The sequence below is a fragment of the Chryseobacterium sp. c4a genome (assembly GCF_009900745.1).
Lineage (GTDB): Bacteria > Bacteroidota > Bacteroidia > Flavobacteriales > Weeksellaceae > Chryseobacterium.
The window spans coordinates 100,955-124,530 of sequence record NZ_WXVU01000018.1; the positions used below are offsets into that span (position 1 = coordinate 100,955).

The 23,576-nt window shown below is 35.8% G+C and carries 22 protein-coding genes; 8 read left to right on the plus strand and 14 right to left on the minus strand.

What is annotated here, in order from left to right; translation table 11 throughout:
• Positions 1–50: 50 nt before the first annotated feature.
• The 7 genes from rpsJ to GTR01_RS20145 form a co-directional block, all read right to left on the minus strand.
• Complete coding sequence (gene rpsJ, locus GTR01_RS20115; RefSeq protein WP_002661363.1) at positions 51–356, minus strand: 30S ribosomal protein S10; 306 nt, start codon at positions 354–356, stop codon at positions 51–53.
• A gap of 16 nt (positions 357–372) precedes the next feature.
• Positions 373–2,490, minus strand: a complete 2,118-nt coding sequence (gene fusA, locus GTR01_RS20120; protein WP_160139518.1) for an elongation factor G — start codon at positions 2,488–2,490, stop codon at positions 373–375.
• A gap of 6 nt (positions 2,491–2,496) precedes the next feature.
• On the minus strand, positions 2,497–2,973 hold the full coding sequence (gene rpsG, locus GTR01_RS20125) for a 30S ribosomal protein S7 (protein ID WP_027371737.1): 477 nt from the start codon (positions 2,971–2,973) through the stop codon (positions 2,497–2,499).
• A gap of 23 nt (positions 2,974–2,996) precedes the next feature.
• On the minus strand, positions 2,997–3,410 hold the full coding sequence (rpsL, locus tag GTR01_RS20130; RefSeq protein ID WP_002983146.1) for a 30S ribosomal protein S12: 414 nt from the start codon (positions 3,408–3,410) through the stop codon (positions 2,997–2,999).
• Between the two features lie 249 nt (positions 3,411–3,659).
• The gene (locus GTR01_RS20135; protein WP_160139519.1) at positions 3,660–5,435 is read right to left on the minus strand and encodes an MAC/perforin domain-containing protein; all 1,776 of its coding nucleotides are present in this window, start codon (positions 5,433–5,435) and stop codon (positions 3,660–3,662) included.
• 239 nt (positions 5,436–5,674) lie between these two features.
• The gene (locus GTR01_RS20140) at positions 5,675–6,637 is read right to left on the minus strand and encodes a sulfatase-like hydrolase/transferase (protein WP_160139520.1); all 963 of its coding nucleotides are present in this window, start codon (positions 6,635–6,637) and stop codon (positions 5,675–5,677) included.
• 147 nt (positions 6,638–6,784) lie between these two features.
• Positions 6,785–8,380: a hypothetical protein gene (locus tag GTR01_RS20145; RefSeq protein WP_160139521.1), complete on the minus strand. Its 1,596-nt coding sequence runs from the start codon at positions 8,378–8,380 to the stop codon at positions 6,785–6,787.
• A 122-nt stretch (positions 8,381–8,502) separates the two neighbouring features.
• Between GTR01_RS20145 and GTR01_RS20150 the strand changes: the two genes are divergently transcribed.
• From GTR01_RS20150 to GTR01_RS20160, 3 genes are all read left to right on the plus strand, one after another.
• A complete protein-coding gene (locus tag GTR01_RS20150; RefSeq protein WP_160139522.1) occupies positions 8,503–8,979 on the plus strand; it encodes a Dps family protein in 477 nt (158 codons plus the stop codon).
• A 94-nt stretch (positions 8,980–9,073) separates the two neighbouring features.
• Positions 9,074–10,252: a nicotinate phosphoribosyltransferase gene (gene pncB, locus GTR01_RS20155; RefSeq protein WP_160139523.1), complete on the plus strand. Its 1,179-nt coding sequence runs from the start codon at positions 9,074–9,076 to the stop codon at positions 10,250–10,252.
• A 126-nt stretch (positions 10,253–10,378) separates the two neighbouring features.
• On the plus strand, positions 10,379–10,849 hold the full coding sequence (locus GTR01_RS20160) for a YciI family protein (protein ID WP_160139524.1): 471 nt from the start codon (positions 10,379–10,381) through the stop codon (positions 10,847–10,849).
• Positions 10,850–10,885: 36 nt separating this feature from the next.
• On the opposite strand, the gene GTR01_RS20165 is transcribed toward GTR01_RS20160, so the two are convergent.
• A complete protein-coding gene (locus GTR01_RS20165) occupies positions 10,886–11,053 on the minus strand; it encodes a bacteriocin-like protein (protein ID WP_160139525.1) in 168 nt (55 codons plus the stop codon).
• Between the two features lie 249 nt (positions 11,054–11,302).
• On the opposite strand from GTR01_RS20165, the gene GTR01_RS20170 reads away from it, so the two are divergent.
• Positions 11,303–11,539, plus strand: coding sequence for a hypothetical protein (locus tag GTR01_RS20170; protein WP_160139526.1), 237 nt, complete (start codon positions 11,303–11,305; stop codon positions 11,537–11,539).
• 131 nt (positions 11,540–11,670) lie between these two features.
• Complete coding sequence (locus GTR01_RS20175; protein WP_160139527.1) at positions 11,671–12,426, plus strand: DUF5995 family protein; 756 nt, start codon at positions 11,671–11,673, stop codon at positions 12,424–12,426.
• A gap of 66 nt (positions 12,427–12,492) precedes the next feature.
• Here GTR01_RS20175 and GTR01_RS20180 read toward each other — a convergent pair whose 3' ends face one another.
• The 5 genes from GTR01_RS20180 to GTR01_RS20200 all read right to left on the minus strand — a co-directional run bounded on the left by GTR01_RS20180 (position 12,493) and on the right by GTR01_RS20200 (position 20,386).
• Positions 12,493–15,591, minus strand: a complete 3,099-nt coding sequence (locus GTR01_RS20180) for an efflux RND transporter permease subunit (protein ID WP_160139528.1) — start codon at positions 15,589–15,591, stop codon at positions 12,493–12,495.
• The gene (locus GTR01_RS20185; protein ID WP_160139529.1) at positions 15,591–16,706 is read right to left on the minus strand and encodes an efflux RND transporter periplasmic adaptor subunit; all 1,116 of its coding nucleotides are present in this window, start codon (positions 16,704–16,706) and stop codon (positions 15,591–15,593) included. The genes GTR01_RS20180 and GTR01_RS20185 overlap by 1 nt, the downstream gene beginning before the upstream one ends.
• A gap of 41 nt (positions 16,707–16,747) precedes the next feature.
• Positions 16,748–18,022, minus strand: a complete 1,275-nt coding sequence (locus GTR01_RS20190; RefSeq protein WP_160139530.1) for a TolC family protein — start codon at positions 18,020–18,022, stop codon at positions 16,748–16,750.
• A gap of 325 nt (positions 18,023–18,347) precedes the next feature.
• Positions 18,348–19,709, minus strand: coding sequence for a sensor histidine kinase (locus GTR01_RS20195; protein WP_160139531.1), 1,362 nt, complete (start codon positions 19,707–19,709; stop codon positions 18,348–18,350).
• Between the two features lie 2 nt (positions 19,710–19,711).
• A complete protein-coding gene (locus GTR01_RS20200; protein ID WP_160139538.1) occupies positions 19,712–20,386 on the minus strand; it encodes a response regulator transcription factor in 675 nt (224 codons plus the stop codon).
• 151 nt (positions 20,387–20,537) lie between these two features.
• Between GTR01_RS20200 and rmuC the strand changes: the two genes are divergently transcribed.
• Positions 20,538–22,031, plus strand: coding sequence for a DNA recombination protein RmuC (rmuC, locus tag GTR01_RS20205; protein WP_410492607.1), 1,494 nt, complete (start codon positions 20,538–20,540; stop codon positions 22,029–22,031).
• 11 nt (positions 22,032–22,042) lie between these two features.
• On the plus strand, positions 22,043–22,459 hold the full coding sequence (locus GTR01_RS20210; RefSeq protein WP_160139533.1) for a hypothetical protein: 417 nt from the start codon (positions 22,043–22,045) through the stop codon (positions 22,457–22,459).
• A gap of 50 nt (positions 22,460–22,509) precedes the next feature.
• Here GTR01_RS20210 and GTR01_RS20215 read toward each other — a convergent pair whose 3' ends face one another.
• The gene (locus GTR01_RS20215) at positions 22,510–23,262 is read right to left on the minus strand and encodes a T9SS type A sorting domain-containing protein (protein WP_160139534.1); all 753 of its coding nucleotides are present in this window, start codon (positions 23,260–23,262) and stop codon (positions 22,510–22,512) included.
• 111 nt (positions 23,263–23,373) lie between these two features.
• On the opposite strand from GTR01_RS20215, the gene GTR01_RS20220 reads away from it, so the two are divergent.
• Positions 23,374–23,576, plus strand: a 203-nt coding sequence (locus tag GTR01_RS20220) for a helix-turn-helix domain-containing protein (protein WP_160138393.1), incomplete at its 3' end; no start/stop codon positions are given.

The window sequence follows — 23,576 nt, forward strand, 5'->3', positions numbered from 1 at the left end:
CCGTCCCTAAAAAGGAACGGATTGTATAATCATTGCAAAGTATGCAGTTATCACACTTTAATTTCAACGTCTACACCTGAAGGAAGTTCTAATTTCATTAGAGCATCAACAGTTTTAGAAGAAGAAGAGTAGATATCCATTAGTCTCTTGTGAGCTGATAATTGGAACTGCTCTCTTGCTTTCTTGTTTACGTGCGGAGATCTCAACACTGTGAAGATTCTCTTGTTCGTTGGCAATGGAATTGGACCGTTTACAACAGCACCAGTAGCCTTTACCGTTTTTACGATTTTCTCAGCAGACTTGTCTACCAAGTTGTAATCGTAAGATTTTAGTTTTATTCTGATTCTTTGTGACATTTCTTTAATTTAAAAATTAACCTTTTGCTTTAGCTATGATTTCTTCAGCAACGTTTTGTGGAGTAGCTTGGTACTTCTCTAATTCCATAGAAGAAGTAGCTCTTCCTGATGAAAGTGTTCTTAGAGTAGTAACGTATCCAAACATTTCAGAAAGTGGAACTGAACCTTTGATTACAACAGCACCGTTCTTTTCTTCCTGACCACTGATTGTACCTCTTCTCTTGTTAAGGTCACCAATGATGTTACCCATGTATTCTTCCGGAGTTACAACTTCCAGTTTCATAATAGGCTCCATAATTACCGGTTTAGCAGCTTTACCAGCTTCTTTAAATCCTAGCTTAGCAGCCATTTCGAAAGAAAGAGCGTCAGAATCCACCGCGTGGAAAGATCCATCTTTAAGAGTAACTTTAATACCTTCAACTTCGAAACCAGCCAATGGACCGTTCTTCATTGCAGCTTTAAATCCTTTTTCAATTGCAGGAACAAATTCTCTAGGAACGTTACCACCTTTGATCTCGTTGATGAATTCTAAACCAACTTTACCTTCGTCTGCAGGTCCTAGTTCAAATACAATGTCAGCAAATTTACCTTTACCACCAGATTGTTTTTTGTAAACTTCTCTGTGTTGAGCAACTTTTGTTAAGTTTTCTTTGTACTCTACCTGAGGTTGTCCTTGGTTTACTTCAACCTTGAATTCTCTCTTCATACGGTCTACAATGATATCTAAGTGAAGCTCACCCATACCAGAGATGATCGTTTGTCCAGAAGCCTCGTCAGTTCTTACCGTAAACGTTGGATCTTCTTCAGCCAATTTAGCTAGAGCGTTACCCATTTTATCTTGGTCAGCTTTAGTTTTAGGCTCAACAGCGATACCAATTACCGGATCAGGGAAAACCATCGATTCAAGAACGATTGGGTTTTTCTCGTCACACATTGTATCACCAGTTTTGATAGACTTGAATCCTACAGCAGCACCAATATCACCAGCTTCAATATATTCTACCGGGTTTTGCTTGTTAGCGTGCATCTGATAGATTCTAGAGATTCTTTCTTTATCTCCTGAACGAGTGTTCAAGATATAAGAACCAGCATCTAGTCTTCCAGAATATGCTCTGAAGAATGCTAATCTTCCCACGAATGGGTCAGTAGCAATCTTAAATGCTAGAGCAGAGAAAGGCTCATCTACAGATGGCTTTCTTGTAATTTCAGCGTCTGTTCTTGGGTCAGTACCTTTGATATCATCTTTATCCAATGGAGAAGGCAAGTATTTACATACTGCATCCAACATAAACTGTACTCCTTTGTTCTTGAATGAAGAACCACAAGTCATTGGGATAATAGATAAATCGATAGTAGCAGCTCTCAATGCAGCATTGATTTCTTCTTCTGTAATTGAATCCGGATCTTCGAAGAATTTCTCCATCAAAGTTTCGTCATATTCAGAAACAGCTTCTACTAATTTCTCTCTATATTCAAGAACCTCATCTTTCATGTCTTCAGGAATTGGAACTACCTCGAAAGTAGCACCTTGTCCAGCTTCATCCCAGATGATCGCTCTGTTTTTAATTAAGTCTACAACTCCTTTAAAGTCTTCTTCAGCACCGATTGGTAAAACGATTGGAACTGCATTAGATCCTAACATGTCTTTAACCTGGTTTACCACGTTAAGGAAGTCAGCACCTTGTCTGTCCATTTTGTTTACGAATCCCATTCTAGCAACTTTGTAGTTGTCAGCAAGTCTCCAGTTTGTTTCAGACTGAGGCTCTACTCCATCTACTGCTGAGAATAAGAATACTAATCCATCTAATACTCTCAAAGATCTGTTTACTTCTACAGTGAAGTCAACGTGTCCCGGTGTATCGATGATGTTGAAGTGGTAAGGTTTAGTATCTGCAAGAGGTTTTCCTTGATCTGTAGGAAAGTTCCAAGAACAAGTAGTTGCAGCAGAAGTAATAGTAATACCTCTTTCTGCTTCCTGCTCCATCCAGTCCATTGTAGAAGCACCATCGTGAACTTCTCCAATTTTGTGGTTTACCCCTGTATAGAATAAAATCCTTTCAGTAGTGGTAGTCTTACCCGCGTCAATGTGAGCAGCAATACCAATATTTCTTGTAAATTTAAGATCTCTACCCATTTCAGATTAGAATTTAAAGTGTGAAAACGCTTTGTTAGCTTCCGCCATTTTGTGAGTATCAGTTTTCTTTTTGAAAGCTGCACCTTCTTCTCTTGAAGCAGCTACAACTTCATTAGCTAATTTCAAAGCCATAGACTTATCATTTCTCTTTTTAGAGTAGCTAATTAACCATTTCATTGCCATAGAAATTTTTCTATCAGCTCTGATTGGCATAGGAATCTGGAAGTTAGCTCCACCTACTCTTCTAGAACGTACTTCTACGTGAGGCATAACGTTTGTTAATGCATCTTTCCAGATTTCAAGGGCTGTTTTCTCAGTTTCTCCTTTTTTAGTTTCTACGATATCTAATGCATCATAGAAAATTTTGAATGCGATAGACTTCTTACCGTCTAGCATTAAGTTGTTTACGAATCTCGTTACCAATTGATCATTAAACTTCGGATCTGGTAACAACGGTCTTTTTTTCGCTTTTGTCTTTCTCATTGCTTCTGTACCTTATTTAATGATTATTTTTTCTTTCCTTTTGCAGGAGCTGCAGCAGCTTGTCCTGGTTTAGGTCTCTTAGCTCCGTACTTAGATCTTCTCTGAGTTCTTCCATTTACACCAGCTGTGTCTAATGCACCTCTTACGATGTGGTAACGTACTCCCGGTAGGTCTTTCACCCTTCCGCCTCTAACCAATACTATCGAGTGCTCTTGAAGATTATGTCCTTCGCCCGGGATATAGGCGTTAACTTCTTTACCGTTTGAAAGTCTTACCCTTGCTACTTTTCTAAGTGCAGAGTTAGGTTTCTTAGGTGTAGTAGTATATACTCTCGTACATACTCCACGTCTTTGTGGACAAGAATCAAGGGCAGCCGATTTGCTCTTCTTGGCAAGCGTGGCTCTTCCTTTTCTTACTAATTGTTGAATAGTAGGCATTTAATTGCTTTTTATTTTAGGCTGCAAAAATAGTAATATTTTTTTAATTGACAAGCAGTTATGCATTTTTATTTCTGTCAAAAAACTTTCCCCTTATTTCCCGAAGGGCTCAAAACCTGCATCCATTTTAGAGTATTGAGTTTTTTTATTCAGAAGATGAGATAAAAAAATATTTTCTTTCCCAACCTTTTATTACATTTTGATGGATTTAATGATTATATGGGTACACCCCTCATCTTTATAATTCAGTTACAATCCAATAATCGTATATTGATACAATTCCTGTGAGCTAATCTGAACAGGTGGCATAGCATTGACCCAAGCTCTTATTCCATACGTATCCAATGCATAATCATCATGAATAGCATAGGCATACTTTCTATTTTTATTATCCGTTGACAATAAATAGATAATGTTATTGTTTGGGTTCACATACTTTTTAGCAGTGGTTTCATTGAAATTAAAAAAGATCTCAGGATAATTAAAAGAATAAGTATCTACATCAAATTTACTTGTTGTTGTAGCTGCATTTTGAGAGCTGGCTTTGTTCTTATAACTATTATAAGCATAATTACCCACTTCAAAACGAACTTTATAAGTATCCTTTAATTTATTTTTAACGATCTCTCCTATTTGGTTCAACTTCAATTGAGCATCCTGAGGATCATCATCTATATCTCCAAGGGCAATTTTCCCGTATTTAGGATCAATGGGTAAATTTTCATTTTCAAGCAATCTATCGATGTCAATTCTAATATTATCTCCGAAACGGTTATATAAAAACACCTGAACAACGCCATATAATCTTCCTGATTCCATCAGTACTTTTCTCTGGATCTTGATATAGGGTTCTATTAAGCTTTTCTTGAATCCAAAGCCATTTCCATATTCCCCGATATACTGATTAAATGCTTTTTTAAAATTGTCTTCCAATAAATAATCTGAAAAAACACTCAATCCTTTATCATTAATATCAACCAGTGTATGTGTTTTTTTATCATTTAAGGAGGAAACCCAGCCTGACAAATCAATATTCACATCGTTGACATCTTTTGGGACGGTAAAACTTCCAAAGGTTTTTGAGCCTCCAAAAGTTTTAATGGAAGTTTCCATATTGGAAATTTCGTGAGAGATATTGGTATTGGTAGATCCTTTTCTCCCTATCCCAAAGTCAGCTTTAAGATTTCCATTTGCGCCACTTGCCATTTTAAAATCAAATGATGCATTTACATCAAGATTCATATCTGATTCTTTAGTGGTGATGCTTGAGTTTTTATTATACAATCCTGTAAACACTGCTGTAGCCCTTCCTCCAGAGTAAAAGTCAGTCAAAATAAATGGGCCATAATTCTCCATCATATCAAGATAAGTCGTATTGTACATCTCATTCACAAAAGTAGGATGTAAATATTTCTCGGCTACTTCTTTATTGATCGCGCTGCTTTTCTGTAAAGTATAGACTGCATCTTTTATGGAAACATTTAATTCACCAAATACCCTTTTGCTTTCATTTACCTTATTTTGAGTAAATATGTCTGACATAACGTACTTAGATCCTATATTAAACAATCCCAATTTAAGCTGAAAACCCGCATTCATCTTTTTCGTTGAGGATGAATTTTCTTCATAACGATCAAAACTTGAATAAGCAAACGATTTTGCTTCACTTTTCCCTATATAATTCTGCATCACATAGTCAGGGTGTGCAGTATATAACTTTTCAATATTTATTGCAGGAAAAGAAATATTTTCAGGATCTCCCAAGGGAATTCTTTTAGCTTTATATGTCCTTCCTAAATAATATTGTAATTCAAGAGGTTCGTTTGGAATTCCATTCTTACTCATTGAATTGGCCTGGAACCCCTTATTACTAAGAATTACAGGTGAATTAGGATCTCTTTGTTGTATTACCGTAGAATGATTGGTTGCATTTTCTGATTTTTCATCATTCATAAGAAAGCTTTCCGTGCTGCAAGAACTTAGAATAGCAAGCAAAGACATTGTGCCGTAGAATCTTCTTTTCATAGTTATTATAGATGTGATTTATAACTGTAAAACTAGAAAAACCCGGCGGCAAGCTCCATTAAGAAATCATTACCTATTTTTTAACAAATCTCACCAAAATGAGAATAATAAGATTACATGACTATTCTACTGATGTTACTTTTATACATGTCATCAACCTATTACTTTTAATCATAAAAAAAGCCTCTGTGATTTCATTATATTTATATCACAGAGGCTGGTATCAAAAAATCAAAGTTTTATTTAAAGGCATCCTTTATTACTTTTCCTTTCATAAATTGTTTAGGAACACCCAAAAGTTCTGCCATTGTACTTGCAATATCGATTTGCTCATAATTTCCCGTGCTGATGGTAGTATTCTTTTTAAAATCAGGCCCCATCGCAAAGAATTCAATATGTCTACATCCTTCACAATCATCTCCATGATTTCTGAATCCGCCTTTACTATCCAAATGCCTTCCATGGTCATTGGAAACAATTAAGGTAGTCTTATCTTTATAAGCAGGCAGAGACTGAATATAATCCCAGATCTCTTTAATAGAAGCATCTGTTGTCTTTATAGCCTGAATGTATTCTGCATACTTATTATCATGTCCGTATGAATCCACATCTTTAAGATTGATCACAATCATATTAGGACTATATTTTTTCATGATTTCCTTCGTGTTGGTCATTGTAACTGCATCATCTCTATATCCAGATCCATTTCCGCTTACCCCACAATCTACACTTGGCTGATACTTCCCTTTCCAGTCTGTTAGTTTACAATCATTCAAAACTTCCAGTTTATCTTTAGAAGCAATAACCCATGCTTTTGTTTTATCAGCTCCCGTGAACTTCAGCCATTGTTGCATTACAGATGGATAACCTGGCAATTCTGTTCCATTATTAACGATATTTTCATAGACCCCCGAACACATCGCGCTATGCCCCGGGTTTGTGTTTGTAGTTCCGTTGTTTTTAAAATTACTAATAAAAACACCCTGACTTAATAAACTTACTCTGTTCGGTATATTTTCCTTATTGGGTGCTTCCCAGGTTTCAGAGATACGAGGGCCGTCTACTACTAAAAGTATGACATTCTTAGTTTGATACTGAGCTTCCGGTTTTGTAGGTAAAGTTGGAGTTTGCGCGTCTGTATCACTATTACTGCATGAAAACATGAATAATGATAATATAGAACACAGAAAGAACTTCTTCATTGCTTTTTACTTTAAATTATATTTCGAGCGCAAAGCTAGAGAAACCCTGTCTTGAGTTTATTAACAAATTGTTATCTATTCCTTAAAAAATTAAGACAAAGATCAATGAAGAGGGAAATAATAAATATCCTAGAACCCTATGGAAAATTAGTCTAGAATTTTTACAGTTATATCTTTATTCCATGTAAAGCTCCTTACCTGTTCTTTCAATATTTCATGAATCTCAGGATCTATAGAATAAATATATACATGATCTCTTCCTAATACGGCATTCCAGCCACTGATCGTTAAAACAGCTACTTTTCTCCAGTTTTTAGGAGTATGCCCATCCATCCATTCATCATAAGCAATAGCAAGTTGATATCTATTTTGTACAGAATACTTAGTAAGAAAGATTTCTACCTCAGCATCTACTTTTCTCTTCTTCATTCTTAAAGGAACAATCTCTTTTGAACCCAATCCCACGAAATCGAATAGATGAATATCCGTGAAGTAACTGATGGCTCCGATATCATTGGCCATTACTTTGGATTGATTGTAGTATTTTTTTAGAAATCTGGCAGATTGTATCTGCTGTTCATAAATATTTTTACTTCCTGTGACAATAAGATAGCTCCCCAATCCAATCTTGAGTACAAGTGTACACAATAAAAGAGCAACCAAAACTGCCATTAATCTATTTTGTTTTACCATAAAATGAGAAATAGTAAATCCATTCAGATAGATTTTTAGTTTTGGAATTACAGCCATTGCCATCCCTGTCAGCAAATAGGCTTCATATCGGAAGAAATTGGTAAACTGACTAAAAATTCCGTGTAATACTAATGCCATACACCAAACAACAATAAAAAAGTTTCGCGTAAGCAAATCCTGAAAGCTTAATTTCTGTTTAATATCTTTAATTATTAAAAATCCGCAAATCAATATCGGGAATAATGCGGCATTGAGAAAATAAGGATTTTTAATAAATTTATATTCAATAATCATAACCAGCTGCTCCATATAATCTTTTGAAGCATCAATCCTTAGTCCTTTTATAATCACCGAATTTGGGAAGAAATACCCTGTTTTTTGATAAGTAAAATAGCTAAAAATCAACACAGGAACAAAGCCAAAAAAAAGTACTCCCGCCCCCTCTTTAAATCTTCTAAGTATAAGAAGAACAAAAGCAAGAGCCATAAAATAGAACATACTTTCAAATCGTATGAGCCCCAACAATGCCAGCGTTATATAGAACCCTAAAGAATCCCCTTTATTTTTATAGCTGGATGCCCGCCATCTTTCAAAACAATAAACATTTAGCGCAATAACAAGTACCTGCAGCGCATGCTCCATTCCAGAAAAGATGAGTAGCGGAATAGAAGCAAATAACAAAGTGAATATACTTGCGATAACCACAGACTTATTTTGCAAGAAATACAAGGCATAATACCTATTTAAGAAAAATACCAACAGGACTGCACACACGAAATTAAAAACCAATGGAATGAGCTCATGATTTCCCAATATATAGATCAAACCGCTTATCACAAAGGTAAATACAGGTGAGGATGAGGATGAAGAAAAAGAATACTCTGTAATTCCCCAAACACCATGAAGAGCAAAGTTCTTAGCCATCGCAAGATGAATATATGCATCATCCAGAATATAAGTAAAATAATGTTCAGTCCCAGTCAACATCAGGAGGAGGTATATTATACATACTCCTATAAATAGCGCCGTAGTTATTAAAAAGCTTTTCATGATGTGCAATATTAATACTTCCAAACTATTTTTAAAAATTTTCTTATAGTTATCATCTATTGATATCCCCGGTTATTCGGCATGATATTTCGTAACTTTGAGATATATAAAAAGATAAACGTATGAAAAACGCTAGTATTATAGGCCTTAAAGAAGCCGACTGCAAGAAAATAGCAGAAAAATTAAATGCACTTTTAGCCAACTATTCTGTATTTTATCAGAATACAAGAGGTTCTCACTGGAACATCAAAGGAGATCAGTTTTTTACCCTTCACCCGAAGTTTGAAGAACTTTACAATAGCTTAGTTTTAAAAATAGATGAAATTGCGGAAAGAATCCTGACATTAGGAGCAACACCGGCACACAATTACTCTGATTATTTAAAAGTGGCCACCATCAAAGAAAGCAAAGAGGTAACGGATGGTACTAAAAGTGTTGAACAAATTCTAAGTTCATTCAAAGTAGTAATTGATCTTCAAAGAGAACTTTTAGATATTACAGATCAGGCTGGTGACGAAGGTACCAACTCTCAAATGAGCGACTATATCACCGAGCAGGAGAAGGAAGTTTGGATGTACAATTCTTATTTGGGGAAATAAACAGATAGGATCATCAAAATATTTCAAAAAAATCGCCTTACATTTAGGCGATTTTATTTTTAATTTTTATATTTGCGTTAAAATTACACATATTATGAACAACGTAAAACTCAACTCAATCTTAGATAACGATTTCTATAAAATAACCATGCAAAATGCCGTGGTAAAGCTATTCCCTAGTTCTGTTGTAAAATATGAATTTATAAACAGAGGTAAACATCATTTTCCAGAAGGCTTTGATGTAGCTTTAAAGGAAGCTGTAAATAAAATGGCTGAACTTAAGCTTACCAAGGATGAAAAGAAATTCATGGCCAGAACATGTCCATATATTGACCTGCCTTATCTTGATTTCCTGGAAGGTTATCACTACGATCCGTCTGAAGTAAAAATTCATCAGGAAGGAGGAGACCTTTCTGTAATTGTTGAAGGGCTATGGTACAGAACGATCCTTTGGGAAGTTCCTCTACTGGCATTAATCAGTGAGCTCCATTACGAAATGAACCACATGGAGAGAGACTCCAATGAAGTGGTTATGAGTAAAACTATTGAAAAGGCAGATGCATTAGGGAGACTTGGGGTAACATTTGCAGAATTTGGAACCAGAAGAAGACATTCTTATAAAGTACAAAATCTGGTAATGGAAGCTTTAACACAGAAAAAAGACTCTACCTTCATCGGAAGCTCCAATGTACATTTTGCCATGAAATATGGGGTGAAGCCAATTGGAACCCATGCTCATGAGTGGTTCATGTTCCATGCTGCAGAATATGGTTTCAAAATGGCTAACGAACTGGCCCTAGAACATTGGGTGGATGTGTATAGAGGTGATTTGGGAGTTGCTCTTTCTGATACCTATACTACGGATGTTTTCTTCCAGCAATTTGATAAAAAATTCGCAAAATTATTTGATGGTGTACGTCACGACAGCGGTGATGCCTTGGAGTTTGCAGATAAAACGATTGCTCACTATCAAAAAAATGGTATTAATCCAATGTTTAAATATATTATTTTCTCTGATGCCCTAAACCTTGAAAAAGTAGAGGAAATCACCAACTACTGCAGAGGAAAAATCGGAATCTCTTTTGGAATTGGAACCAACCTTACCAATGATGTCGGATTAAAGCCAATGAATATCGTAATGAAGCTGATTGGAGTACAGGCACCTAATAAAGAATGGATCCCAACAGTAAAACTTTCTGATGAACATGGAAAATATACCGGAGATCCAAAAATGATTGAATTAGCCAAAGAATTTTTAAGAATAAAAGATTGATATTACCTCATCAGACATTCAAATATAACCTCGTCATCATCGAGGTTTTTTTGTACCATATCTTCGCTTGTAACCCTGGTCTTAAAAGTTGATAAGGTTTTATTATATTTATCTAAACAAAGCAACATGATATCAAAGACATTACTTACCGTTTTCCTCCTCTCTTCTGCGTTATTTTTTGCACAGGAAAAGAAAAAAGAAAAACCGAAGTTCAACCAGGAACTGGCCACTTCACTAGGAGCAGATCAGTATGGTATGAAGGCTTATACTATTGTCATGCTAGCCACCGGTACTGCAAAAATTGAGGATAAAACCGAAATGAGCAATCTTATGAAAGGACATATGGCCAATATTGGAAAACTTGCTGATGAGGGAAAAATAATTGTTGCCGGGCCTTTCCTCGAAAAGAACAAGGAAAACTACCGTGGTATGTTTATTTTCAATACAAAATCTAAAGAAGAGGCAGAACAATGGGTAAAAACAGATCCTGCGGTTCAAGCGAAGGTCTTCAGCTATGAAATCTTCCCTTGGTACGGTTCTGCCGCTCTCCCTTTATATTTGAAACATCATGATGAGATTTCAAAAGAGAATCCTTAAAAAATAAAATCCCTCAATGGAGGGATTTTTTTATTGTTAATCAAAACAGATAAATGGTCTTCTCGGTGGATAACAACAATAAGGGTTACTACAGAATGTATATCCAGCCGGACAACCTCCATCTGCAGGCGTTTCACATGCTACTACTGCTGCTCCTAAAACAGTTTTTAACTCTTTTCTGTTTAAGTTTTTTAAATTTTTCATAGGTATTCAGTTTGGTTTTAATTTCCTACTCTTAAGATTTTCGGAATCCTCTTTTTAATTCTCATTAACTAGAAATAAATATACAATTTATTCTTTAATCATTTAAATTTCAAATAATTATATCTTAAAAAATCAAAAATACATCTTGTTTTAATGAATTAATATAAGTACTTTAGCTTTTAACAAAGCAAACTTACAAAACTGATTGTAAGCTAGTTAAAACCATTGTTAAACTAAAAAATTAATTCCATGAAAAAAATGAACACATCAAAACTTTCGAGAACAGAACTGAAAGAAGTAATCGGAGGGTATTTGCATCTGCCAGAATGTCCCGGAGGATGCCCTGGTGAAGGCATGATCAGATGTCCCGACGGTTCTACCACTATGACTAATTTTATATGCATGGGCGGAAGATGTGAACCCGCTGCAAGATGCAAGCCATTGGTTCTTGAACCTTTTCCAGATCCGATCATAGTTACTCCTTAATCCGATTAATAATAAATAAGGTGAGCTGAAAAGCTCACTTTTTTACTATTCAAAGGTTGTTCTATAAGCGCCCGAAGCTATACATTACCGATCACAGGTTTTTATTATCTTTAAATAAACAAAAAACCACCATGAAAACCATTGAAGAAGTTCTAAAAAAACTTGATGAAATTATCATCTGGTGCAAGGAAAACAAAAGCCCTGCCGGATATTTCGCCTGTACTTACCGCATTATGACTGCACAGGTTTTAAAAGGAATTCAACAAAGGAAATTTGAAGATAATCCCAGAATGATATTGCTTGATATCGCTTTTGCACAACGATATCTTGAAGCATGGGAAAGCTACAATAATGGTAAAAAATGTACTAATTCCTGGTATATTGCTTTTGAAGCCACAAAGAATAAAAATCTTCTCATCTTACAGCATATTTTTCTGGGAATGAATGCCCATATTAATTTGGATCTAGGCATCTCGGCGGCTTCCATTATGCCCTACCGAAAAATCAATCCTTTAAAAATAGACTTTGGGAATATTAATAATGTTATCGCTTCCATTAATCAGAAAGTACAGGATTCTCTGAACCAGATATGTTATCCGATAGAACTCATTGATCAGCTTTCTAATGGAAAAGACAATGCAATTTTAGATTTTGCGATTTCCAAAGCCAGAGATACCTCATGGGCAACAGCTGTGATTGCATCCAATACACCTAATTTCCTAAGAGAACAGGTCATTAATATTGTAGATTATGCAGCCGCAAAAGTTGCCACACAAATAACCCATCCAAAGATTCTTACTCCTGCTCTCCTTAAAGAGCTTAAAAAATGTGAGAGCAGTGATGTGGTTAAAAATATTGAAATTCTGGAATCCACAAAAAATGGGTAGACTAAAATAAAATGGCCGGGATCTTCCTCACGAATCCCGGCCAAATAATGAACAAATAAAAAGAAACTATATTGTTTCCTTATGCTTTTTACGGTAAGCATAATAGAATACTATTGGTAATATGGCAAATGAAAGCAGCATACAGATAATTAATCCGCCAACAATCATAATCGCCAAAGGTTTTTGAATTTCGGATCCCATTCCGTTAGACATTGCTGCCGGAAGAAGTCCCATAGATCCCATCAGTGCAATCATCACTACCGGACGAATTCTGCTTTTTACTCCTTCAGCAATGGATTCTTTAAGTGACATTCTATTCTGAAGATTCTCTTTCATCACCCCGATCAGAACAATTCCATCAATAGTAGCCACTCCAAAAAGGATAATAAAACCTATCCCCGCCGAGATTCCAAAAATGGTTCCTGTAAACCAAAGTGATAAAAAACCACCGATGAATGCAAAGGCTAATGTAATAGAAGAGATCAGGGTATCTTTTACATTCCCAAAGTTGAAATACAATAGCATTAAAATAAGTACTAATGAAATAGGAACTACCATTGCCAGCTGCTTGGCAGCTCTTTCTTTACTTTCGAATTCGCCTGCCCAGGTCATCTTGTGGCTTTTCGGAAGTTTCACCTCTTTATCTACTTTTTCTTTTGCTTCCTTAATGGTGCTTCCCAGGTCACGCCCTTCAATATTAAATCCTACCCCAATATATCTGCTGTTTCCTTCACGGTAAATGAATGATGGCCCGGTATGATAGTCAATGGTAGCAATTTCCTTCAATGGAACTTTTTTATTATCCTTAGTTGGTATCAGAATATTTCCCATTTTTTCAGGAGTATCACGATATTGTTTTTCGAATCTCAGCATCACATCAAACATTCTTTCTTCTTCATAAAATTTGGTAGCAGCCTGTCCACCAATAGTCATTTCAATAACCGCCTGCGCATCTGCCGTGGAAACTCCATATTTTGCCATTTTAGAGTCATGAAGTTGTATTCTAAGCTCAGGAAGACCGATATTTTTAAAGACGTTCACATCTGATATTCCCGGAACGGTTCTGATGGAATTGGCAACCTGATTGGCATAATTTTCAAGTTCAAATAAATTGTTCCCGAATATTTTAATCACCAATGGTGCTTTTACCCCGGCAACATATTCCTCCACATTATCCTGAATCGGCTGACTGAATCCAAAGTTAATTCCCGGGTATTTTTCAAGAGAAACCCTCATTTCTTCAAGAAGCTCATCTTTGGATATTTTTTTCTTCCATTCGTTTTCCGGTTTCAGCTGGATATTAAATTCAATATTAAAGAACCCTGTAGGATCTGTCCCATCATTAGGACGGCCTGTCTGCGTCATGACGAATTTTACTTCATCATATTTCATTAAAATCTCCTTCATCTCTTTGGTCAATCGAACGGACTCATCCAGATTCACACTATTTGGAAGAGTGGCACGTACATAAATAGCGCCTTCATTCAATTTAGGCAAGAATTCTGAACCATAGTTGGAGAATCTCCATCCACAAAGGGCAAGTAGAGCTACAAAACCGACCATAAATCCTTTTTTATGACGAACACTGAATTCATAAATTCTGTAAATGTTCACCCTGAAGAATCTTGAAATAAAGTTTTCTTTTTCTTCAATATTCTTGGTTAGCAAAAGCTTACACATTGCCGGAACATACGTTAAACTCAGGATCAATGAACCTAATAGAGCATATCCTAATGTAAAGGCCAAAGGAGAGAACATTTTACCTTCTACTTTCTGGAATGAGAAGATCGGCATCAACGCTACAATCAGGATCAATAAGGCAAAGAAAATATAGCTTGCGACACTTCCTGCGCTTTTCTTGATGATTCCCAATTTGGAAATTTTATTGAATCTCCGAAGTCCAATCTTCTTAGCCTTCAGTTCCAGGGCGACAAAGACATGTTCAACGATGACGAGGGTTCCTTCCAGCAGTAATCCAAAATCCAGAGCTCCCATCGAAATAAGGTTGGCCGGAAGTCCTTGGATTTTCAACATGATAATCGCAAAAAGGAAAGCCAATGGGATCACTGATGCCACAATAAATGTTGTTCTCCAATTGTACAGGAAAATGAATACAATAATGGAAACTAAAAGAACTCCTTCGATAAGGTTTTTGGAAACGGTATGAACAGTTGTATTTACCAATTCTGTACGGTCAATAATGGGAACTATCTGAACATCTCCAGGTAATTCACCACCGTTTAATTCCTCTATCCTATCTTTAAGTCTTGCAATGACCTCACTAGGATTTTCACCACGAAGCATGATGACAATTCCTTCCACTACATCATTCTCCTTGTTATAACCTACTTGTCCCAATCTTGGTTTTGCCGATATTTTTACTTCTGCAACATGTTTTACCAAAATAGGAGTAGAACCTTTTACTTCAATCTGAATATTTTCAATATCCTCCTTCTTCTCCAAAAGACCGATCCCCCGCACTACATAAGCCTGATCTCCTTTTGCCACAACATCACCACCTACATTAATATTACTCTTCGAAACTGCTTCATACACATCCAAGGGGGAAAGGTCATAATTGTGTAATTCCGTAGGATTAATTTTTATTTCATATGTTTTTTCTTCACCCCCAAAACTCACCACATCAGCAACACCAGGAACAGCCAGCAATTCTCTTTCAACTACCCAATCCTGAATAGCAGTGACTTCCTTAATGGGTAATTTACTTTTAATAATATATCGGTAAATTTCACCGGTAGCTCCTGATGGCGGCTCAATACTGTATTCTGCACCTGAAGGAAGATTTACATTTCCCAGTTTATTGGATGCATATTGCTGTGCATAAAAATCATTGACATGGTCATCAAAAATCACTGTAACCACAGATAATCCGAACAAAGAGATAGACCTTACCGAAGTTTTATTCGGAATAGCATTCATCTCCTTAGAAATGGGTAATGTGACAAATTTTTCTATTTCTTCAGCACTCCTTCCCGGCCATTGGGTAATAACTCTTACTCTGGTATTGGTAACATCCGGAAATGCTTCAATCGGAGTGTGGATATAAGAATAGATTCCTCCAAGCAACAACATGAAAGTACCTAAAAGAACAATCAGTGAGTTTTTTAAAGAGAAGGAAACTATATTCTGTACAAATTTTCGCATTACTTCTTAGAATTATTTAATTGGTTTTTCAGGTTCTCATAAATCAACAATCCATTGGAAGCAATTACACTCTCACCTTGTTTCAAATTTCCTTCTACATATATATATTGACTGTTTGAAGCAACCTCAGTTACTGGCCTTATCTCCAGGTCACAATCTTTTTTATAGACCACTACATAGCTTTGATTATTATCGAAGATCAAAGCCTTTGCAGGAATTGCCAAAGCACTTTTATTTTGTGAATTAACTGGCAATACAACATCAGCAGACATTCCAGGTCTAAGTTTCATCCCGTTATTATCCATGATAATTTTTGCTTTTAACACTCTTTCATTTTCGTTAAAAACCTGAGAAATATTATTAATCTTTCCAGCAAAACTGTCATCCGGATATGCTAAAGTTTTTACCACTACAGGCTGATCTACATAAACATGTCTCATATTCGTAGCATATACATTAGCCATCACCCAAACCTTTTCCAGATTGGAAATAGTAAAAAGCTGATCACCACCTGCTGTTACAGGCATTCCTTTAGAAACATTTTTAGAAATAACGTACCCATCCGCCGGAGCTTTAATCTGAATGGTACTCCCCCCGGCAGAATACAACTGCATATTCTTATGAGTCTTTGAAATATTGGATTGAAGGATCGTTACTTCAGCTCTTGCTTCCTGAAGATCTTTCTGAGAGGCAATATCATCTTTGTACATGGCTTCTACAGAGGCCAATTTTCTTTTAGCCACCGCCAGCTGAGCCTGCAAGGTCTGAGTATCATCCTGCATTTCATTTACAGCTGTACTTTTTACAGAAGCCAGAACTTGTCCTTTTTTCACATAATCCCCAAGAGAAAAATAAGTATCAGTCACCACTCCGTCTACGAGGCTTACAAAAGGTACTGTTTTATCAGAGTTACTTTCTACTTCTCCGGTGAGGGTTATACTTTCTTCAATAGGAAGCATTTCTGCTTTGGCCAGTTTAATATCTTTTTTAAGTTCTTTGCTGAGGCAATATCCTTTTTCAGCCTCTTGAGTTGATTTTTCATCTTTACAACCCGTAAGTACAACCAGGGCAGACAGATAAATTACGGCGATATATTTAGTAGTGTTCATTTTCATAAGTAGATGTTCATATTTTTAGAGTCTTGCTTAATGGTGGTTTATAAATCCTGTCCTACCACATATTGCAGGTTTTCATAATATTGATTAAGCTCTTTTTTAGTATCCAGTATGATCATTTTGTTGCCGATGTAGGCTTCAAGAAAATCCATATATTCAAGCATACTGATATTTCTTAATCTGAAATTCTTTTCGTGACTCACCAATAAACCATCCAGTGTAGATTCGTAGGAATCATCTATTTCTTCTGAGACCTGCTGGGTACGGATATAGTTTCTGAAAACAGAGATCACTTCATTTTCTGATTTCAGCTGATTTTTACGGGTTTCATTTTTACTTTTTTCAATTTCGAGCTTAGCCTCCTGAATACTTCCTTTATTTCTATCAAAAATGGGGAGGTCAACTGAAACGCCTAATCCAATAAAGTCCTTCATAATGTTTCCACCACGGTCATAGCCAATTGAAACGGCTACATCTGGAGTCTTCATGGCATTTTGAATTTCAAGATTCTTACTGGCATGTTTCTCTTTATTTTTAGAGATCAGGATATCCGGGCGATTTTCTTTTGCTTTTTCCAGCCATTGGGTAAGCTCAAGTTCTGAAAGCTGCTTTTCCGGCATGGTAAATGAGTCTGAAATCACAAGGTAAGAATGAGACGGAATCATCAGTAAAGCTTTTAGTTCTGCCTGTTGTTCTTCAATTTCCTGTTTCAAAGACACCAATTTTTTCTTGAACTCAATTTCCTGTGCTTTCAGACGGATATATTCAGCCTTACTGATATTCCCCAAGGCTAGTTGGTTATTATAGGACTTTGTTAATTTTTCGATAGAAGCGATCTGACCTTGATAAATCTTCTGTTGTTCCTGATTATATAGGATATCAGTCATTGAATTTCTCAAAGTCTTCTTCAGCTCACGCAATACTTCCTGTAATTCGTATTTTTCGCCTTCTACTTCAATTTTCTGTAATTCAATATTTTTTCTTCGCTTTCCTGCAGTCTGAATGACTTGTTCTATTTCGGCTGAGATCTGGGTATTCTTTCCCCAATTTCCAATCAATGCAGGCTGTTCTTCGATATCATAAGTTCTCCAGAGGTTCACCTCACTGATACTTAGTTTAGGATTAGGCCAGTATTTAGCCTGAAGTGCTCTGGCTTCTGCCTGAGAAATTTCCAGTTTTTGAGCAATAATATCAAGGTTTTTGTCCAAAAAAATTGCTTCAGCCTCTTTTCTGCTGATCTTCAGAGTATCTGAAACCTGTGCTGAAAAAAAACTGAAACAATGAATATAAAAAAGGGTAAAAAAAATCTTCTTCAAGGTCTCTTATTTTAAGACCACAAAGCTATCCTCCTAATATTAGAGCCAATTTCGAATGAAATTAAAATTCAATTAGCCCAACATTAGAGTTTGATTAGAATAGGTAGAGATCTATTTTTGAGCTTCTCACAAATCATGGAGATTAAGCAGATTTTTTAGCACAAATTGCCCTAATATCATTCACAAATAACCCAACCTAGTATTGTTATAAAACTGTTTCTATAGTCATCTATGAAAATCCGTGGGATATTGACATCAATAGAAACGGACTTTAGTCCGTTTACATTTCAATTAGAATTCCAATGGCTTTAGCCAAAACCGAGTTTTAAAGATGAATAGGAAATACAAGAAGAACATTCGTCCCCACCTCTACTTTAGAATCAATTCTCATAGTAATATGATGATGATCAAAAATGCTTCTGGATAAAGAAAGACCTATACCGCTTCCTTTAATACCATCTACATTTTTCCCTCTATAAAAGGTATCTGTAATTTTAACAAGATCATCCGCAGGAATTCCTTTCCCTTGATCTTTTACCTCAATATTCAATTGATTATTCTTTTCGGATAAAATGATCTCTACAGGATGACCATAAGAATATTTGATTGCATTTTCTACAATATTATATAATGCCAGATATAAAAGTGTTTCATTTCCGGGAAATTCTAATAAAGATGGTTTTGTAACCTGAAGTTGTATTTTAATATTGGACTGATTTTCTTTTGCTTTGGCATCCAGTTTTTCATAGATCTTCCAAATCAGCTCATCTATTCTTACTTGTTGATGAGAAGATTCAAGTTTGGTCATTCCGGACATCAAAAGAAGATTGTTGAGAATATTTTCAATCTCATAAACATTGTCCAGAGATTCTTTGGCTACTTTTTTATATTCTTCAGGAGTTCTGTCTTTTTGGGCAAACACCTCCAAGTTTCCTGAGATAGCAGCTAAAGGAGTTTTAAATTCATGAGAAACATAGTTGATGAAATTCTGTTGTAACAATACATTTTCAGAAATCCTACCCAATAGTTTATTATATGATTTAATCAAATCTTCAATTTCATCATTGGTATTAGTAGAAGTAATCGCTGTAGAAATATTATTATAATCTACCTTATTGATTCTTTCTACCACATTCGAAATGGGTTTATAAACAATCTTTGAAAGATATCGGCTTAAAAAATAAATAGCCAGCAGCCCAATAATCAATACTGAAAGCATGATAATAGAAAGTCTCCAAATCTGTGACTGGAATGAATCATTTGGAGATTTTACAAACACGACAAAGTCTCCTTGATTATCGGGATAAAAAATACCATAATAAAATTGGTTCCCGGACATAAACTGCGTTCCTTTGTTATTCCTTGCAGCCTGTATATGAATCGGTTTGATATTTTCATCGTTCAGGTTTTGCCCAAACGTTACTTCATTATTCTGGTTATAAACGGCTACCTGATTATTTTGAATAAGATGCTTATACTCCTGTTTAATCTGAGCATGTCTATCTTTTGGCAATTCATCTTTTTCAAGATAATAAATCGCAGAAATCAGCGCCGTATTTCTAAGCTTTTCAAAATAGAAGATCTTCGTACTGTCATAATAGGCAAAAAATATCACCGCAGATGTGATGATAGAAACAATTCCGAATGAAAGACTGGAAATAAGGGTAAACCTGTTCCTAAGTGTCATTTTTAATCTTTAATTAAATATCCTGTTCCTTTAACGGTATGAATAATTTTCTGTTCCGACTCATCAATCTTATTACGAACGTAGGAAATATATACATCCACAACATTCGTGGTATTATCAAAATCAATTCCCCAAACATTATGCAAAATCTGGGTTCTGCTCACCACTTTATTTTTATTCTCCATCAGGAAAGTAAAAAGTTTGTACTCTGTAGGAGAAAATTCAATCTCCTTGTCATTCTGAGTAACTTTATGAAGGGCAGTATCAATAACAACACTCCCACAAGACAGATATTGATCTTCTTTTTGGTAACTGAGTTTATTTCTTCTTGTCAAAGCCTTAATCCTTGAAATCAGCTCTTCAAAATGGAAAGGTTTAGACAAATAATCATCTGCTCCCAGATCCAACATTTTAATTTTATCATCCGGACTATTCAATGCGCTTAATACCAGAATCGGAGTATAATTTCCTTTAAATCGGATCATCTGAGTAAGCTGCATGCCATCCAATCCAGGAAGCATGATATCCATTAATATAATATCAAAATCATAAGTATGAAGAATTTCTCTGGCCTTTTCACCGGAATCTGCAAGCGTCATATTATAACCGGCTTCGGAAAGTCCTTTCAACAGGAAACTGCTAATTCTTTGATCGTCCTCTACCAATAAGATATTCATAATGTTTCTGAAATTTCCCATAAATATAAGGATTCTTGCTGAAGAGACGAAGCCAGAAGTAGGAAGCGGGAGTTTTCCGGAACATGTAAACCTTCTTTCAGAAATCCATCACCTACTATTAACTTCCAGCCTTTTTTCCTAATTTTGAAGAATGGAGATGACCTATTTAATTATTGGATGTATTGTTGGCGGAGCCTTGGGAGCCATTATATTATATTTTGCATTGAAATCGTCTTCGGTTTCAAGAAGCTCTTACGATGAGCTTACCTTTTTACATATCAAAAATAAATCGGATCTTGAAAATGCAAATAAAAGAGTTCAGGAACTGGACAATAATCTCAACAAAGAAAAGGATCTTACACTCCAACAGCAGGATCTTCTGAATGATCTGAAAAATGAATTTGCCAAACTCTCAGCACAGCATTCTTCATTGAACAGCCAATTTCAGGAGCAAAAACAATTAACTTTAAAACAGGATTTTCAGATAGAAACACTTATTGCTGAAAAACAAGATTTTTTTGCTAAAAACTCAGAGCTTTCCACCCAGAATGAGAGTCTTCAAAAGTCGCTGAATACCCAAAAAGAAGAGATCACCAAAATACAGGAAGAGTCTAAACTGCAATTTGAAAATCTTGCCAACAAGATCTTAGAGGAGAAAACAGAAAAGTTCACCACCTTAAATCAAAATAATCTAAAAAATATCCTTGAACCTTTTCAGGAGAAAATCACTGATCTGAAAAACAGAGTGAATGAAGCTTACGAAAAGGAAAACAAAGAACGTTTCTCACTTGCTGAAAAAGTAAAGGAACTTGCCGAACTGAATCAACAGATCTCTGAAGATGCAAAAAAATTAACCCGAGCCCTGAAAGGTGAAAGTAAGACTCAGGGAAATTGGGGTGAAATGATCCTTGAAAGTATCCTTGAAAAATCAGGACTGGTAAAAGGAAGAGAATATTTTCTGGAACATGAGCTTCGTGATGAAGACAACAAAGCTTTATTCTCTGAATTTTCAGGTAAAAAAATGCGTCCGGATGCAGTCGTAAAATATCCGGATGAAAGAAATGTTATTATTGACTCTAAGGTTTCCCTTACTGCTTTCACAGAATTGGTAGATGAAACCGATCAGGATGTTTATACGATGAAGCTTAACCAGCATTTGGGCTCTATCAAAAATCATATTATGCAGCTTAACCAAAAAGCCTATGATGACTATGGAAAATCGCTGGATTTTGTAATGATGTTCATTCCAAGTGAACCTGCTTATATTGCCGCCATGCAGGCTGATCAAAACCTTTGGAATTATGCTTATGAAAGAAGAATTTTGTTATTAAACCCTAGTAATCTTATCACTTCTTTAAAACTGATTGCAGATCTCTGGAAACGGGAATACCAGAACAAAAATGCGCTTGAAATAGCCGAAAGAGGAGCTCGATTATATGACAAATTTGTAGGGTTTGTGGATAACCTTGAGAAAGTAGGACGTAATCTCGATCTTGCCAAGAATGTTTACAATGATGCTTACAAACAGCTTTACACCGGAAACGACAACCTTGTGATTCAAACCCAAAAGCTAAAATCACTGGGAATTAAAAATAAAAAAGACTTGCCTCAAAGTCTTATTGATAATAGTAATTTAATAGAATAAAAACAAATACTATGAAAAAACCAACACTCATCCTATTAATATGTCTTATTCTTTATATAGCTTCCCTTCCTTTCACTGCAGTCTATGCTCAGGATCATGAGATGAGCGGATTTGCGTGTGCCTTACTAGGCTGGGCAGAAATGGATGGTGGTGGAATTGCCTGGATGGCCAATCCCCTGCTTTTCATTGGAGCATTCTTTTTATTACTGAAGAAAACAAAAATATCGGCGGTAATAAGCCTTATTGCATTTGGACTTACCTTCTGCTATTTATCCGTAGGTGAAATTACAGTGAATGAAGCTGGACATAAATTCCCGATAACCGGATATGGCCCGGGATATTTCCTTTGGATAGCCAGCTGCTTTTCATTATTGGTGGGAAATATAATTCTTATAAAAACACCTGAGAAAATTCAGGAACAGCATTAATGCTTAAAAACAAAATGAGGCAATCTTCATTTCAGACTGCCTCATCTATTTTATTTCCTGATAAACTGAACGGATTTGCCGTTTTCAAATTTCAGGAAATAGACACCTGAAATAAAATGATGAATATTGATTTTTCTGCTTTCGGAAATATTTCCTTCAGTGATATGATTTCCTACAGAATTATATATCGTATATTTTTGAAACTTCCCCACTCCTGAAACCTGAATAAAATCTACAGCAGGATTTGGATATACAGAAAGTTCATTTTGTTTGGCTTTCAATTCCTGGGTCGCTAATGTCCCTGAAAAATTAATATTACTGCTAAAGTTTTGTGTAGTTTGTCCACTTCCTTCAGCTGTTCTCCATTGTATTGTATATACCCCCGGATTTGTCGGATTTTTAATCAGCCCTGAAAGGATCACCTGAATCTGTGCACCAGCCGGAATGGCAACTCCAGTGGTTGCTCCACCTACAGATAATTGCACTCCACTACTCCAGGTTCCTCCTATCCCAAATGAAGTAGAACATGGGTAAGCAACTCCATTTACTTTAAAAGTAACATAAGGCTGCAAGTTGTTACCACCTGATACAATTGGAGAAATAGCTGGAAATCCTGCAGGTAATGAAAGATAAAACACATTAGACGTTGGAGTACTTGTACCAATAGCCACAGAGGTTGTATATTCAAATGTATAAACAGCGGGCTGCCCAGCTCCATTACTACTCACCTTCACAGTTTGTGCTTTAAATAGTGAAAGCCCAAATAGCAGGTTAATCATTACAACATAGAAAAGTTTCTTCATAAATTCTTTTTTTAAAGGTTCTTTTTATAATAAAAGGCTATCAGTTTTTCATTCTTTTTTTTCATCATTTTGTCCCGTCCTGAAATAAGTTGACAACTAATCGACTTATTTATGAAACATCAAGGATTAACAAGAGAAAAGCGTACACAAAAGGACTATAGTATAGCCTTTAAATTAAGAATTGTTTCTCAAGTAGAAAACGGCGATTACACTTACAAGCAGGCTCAAAAAGAGTATGGTATTCAGGGAAAGAGTACCGTTTTGGTTTGGTTGCGAAGATATGGTAACTTAGAGTGGAGTAAACCCAAACTTCA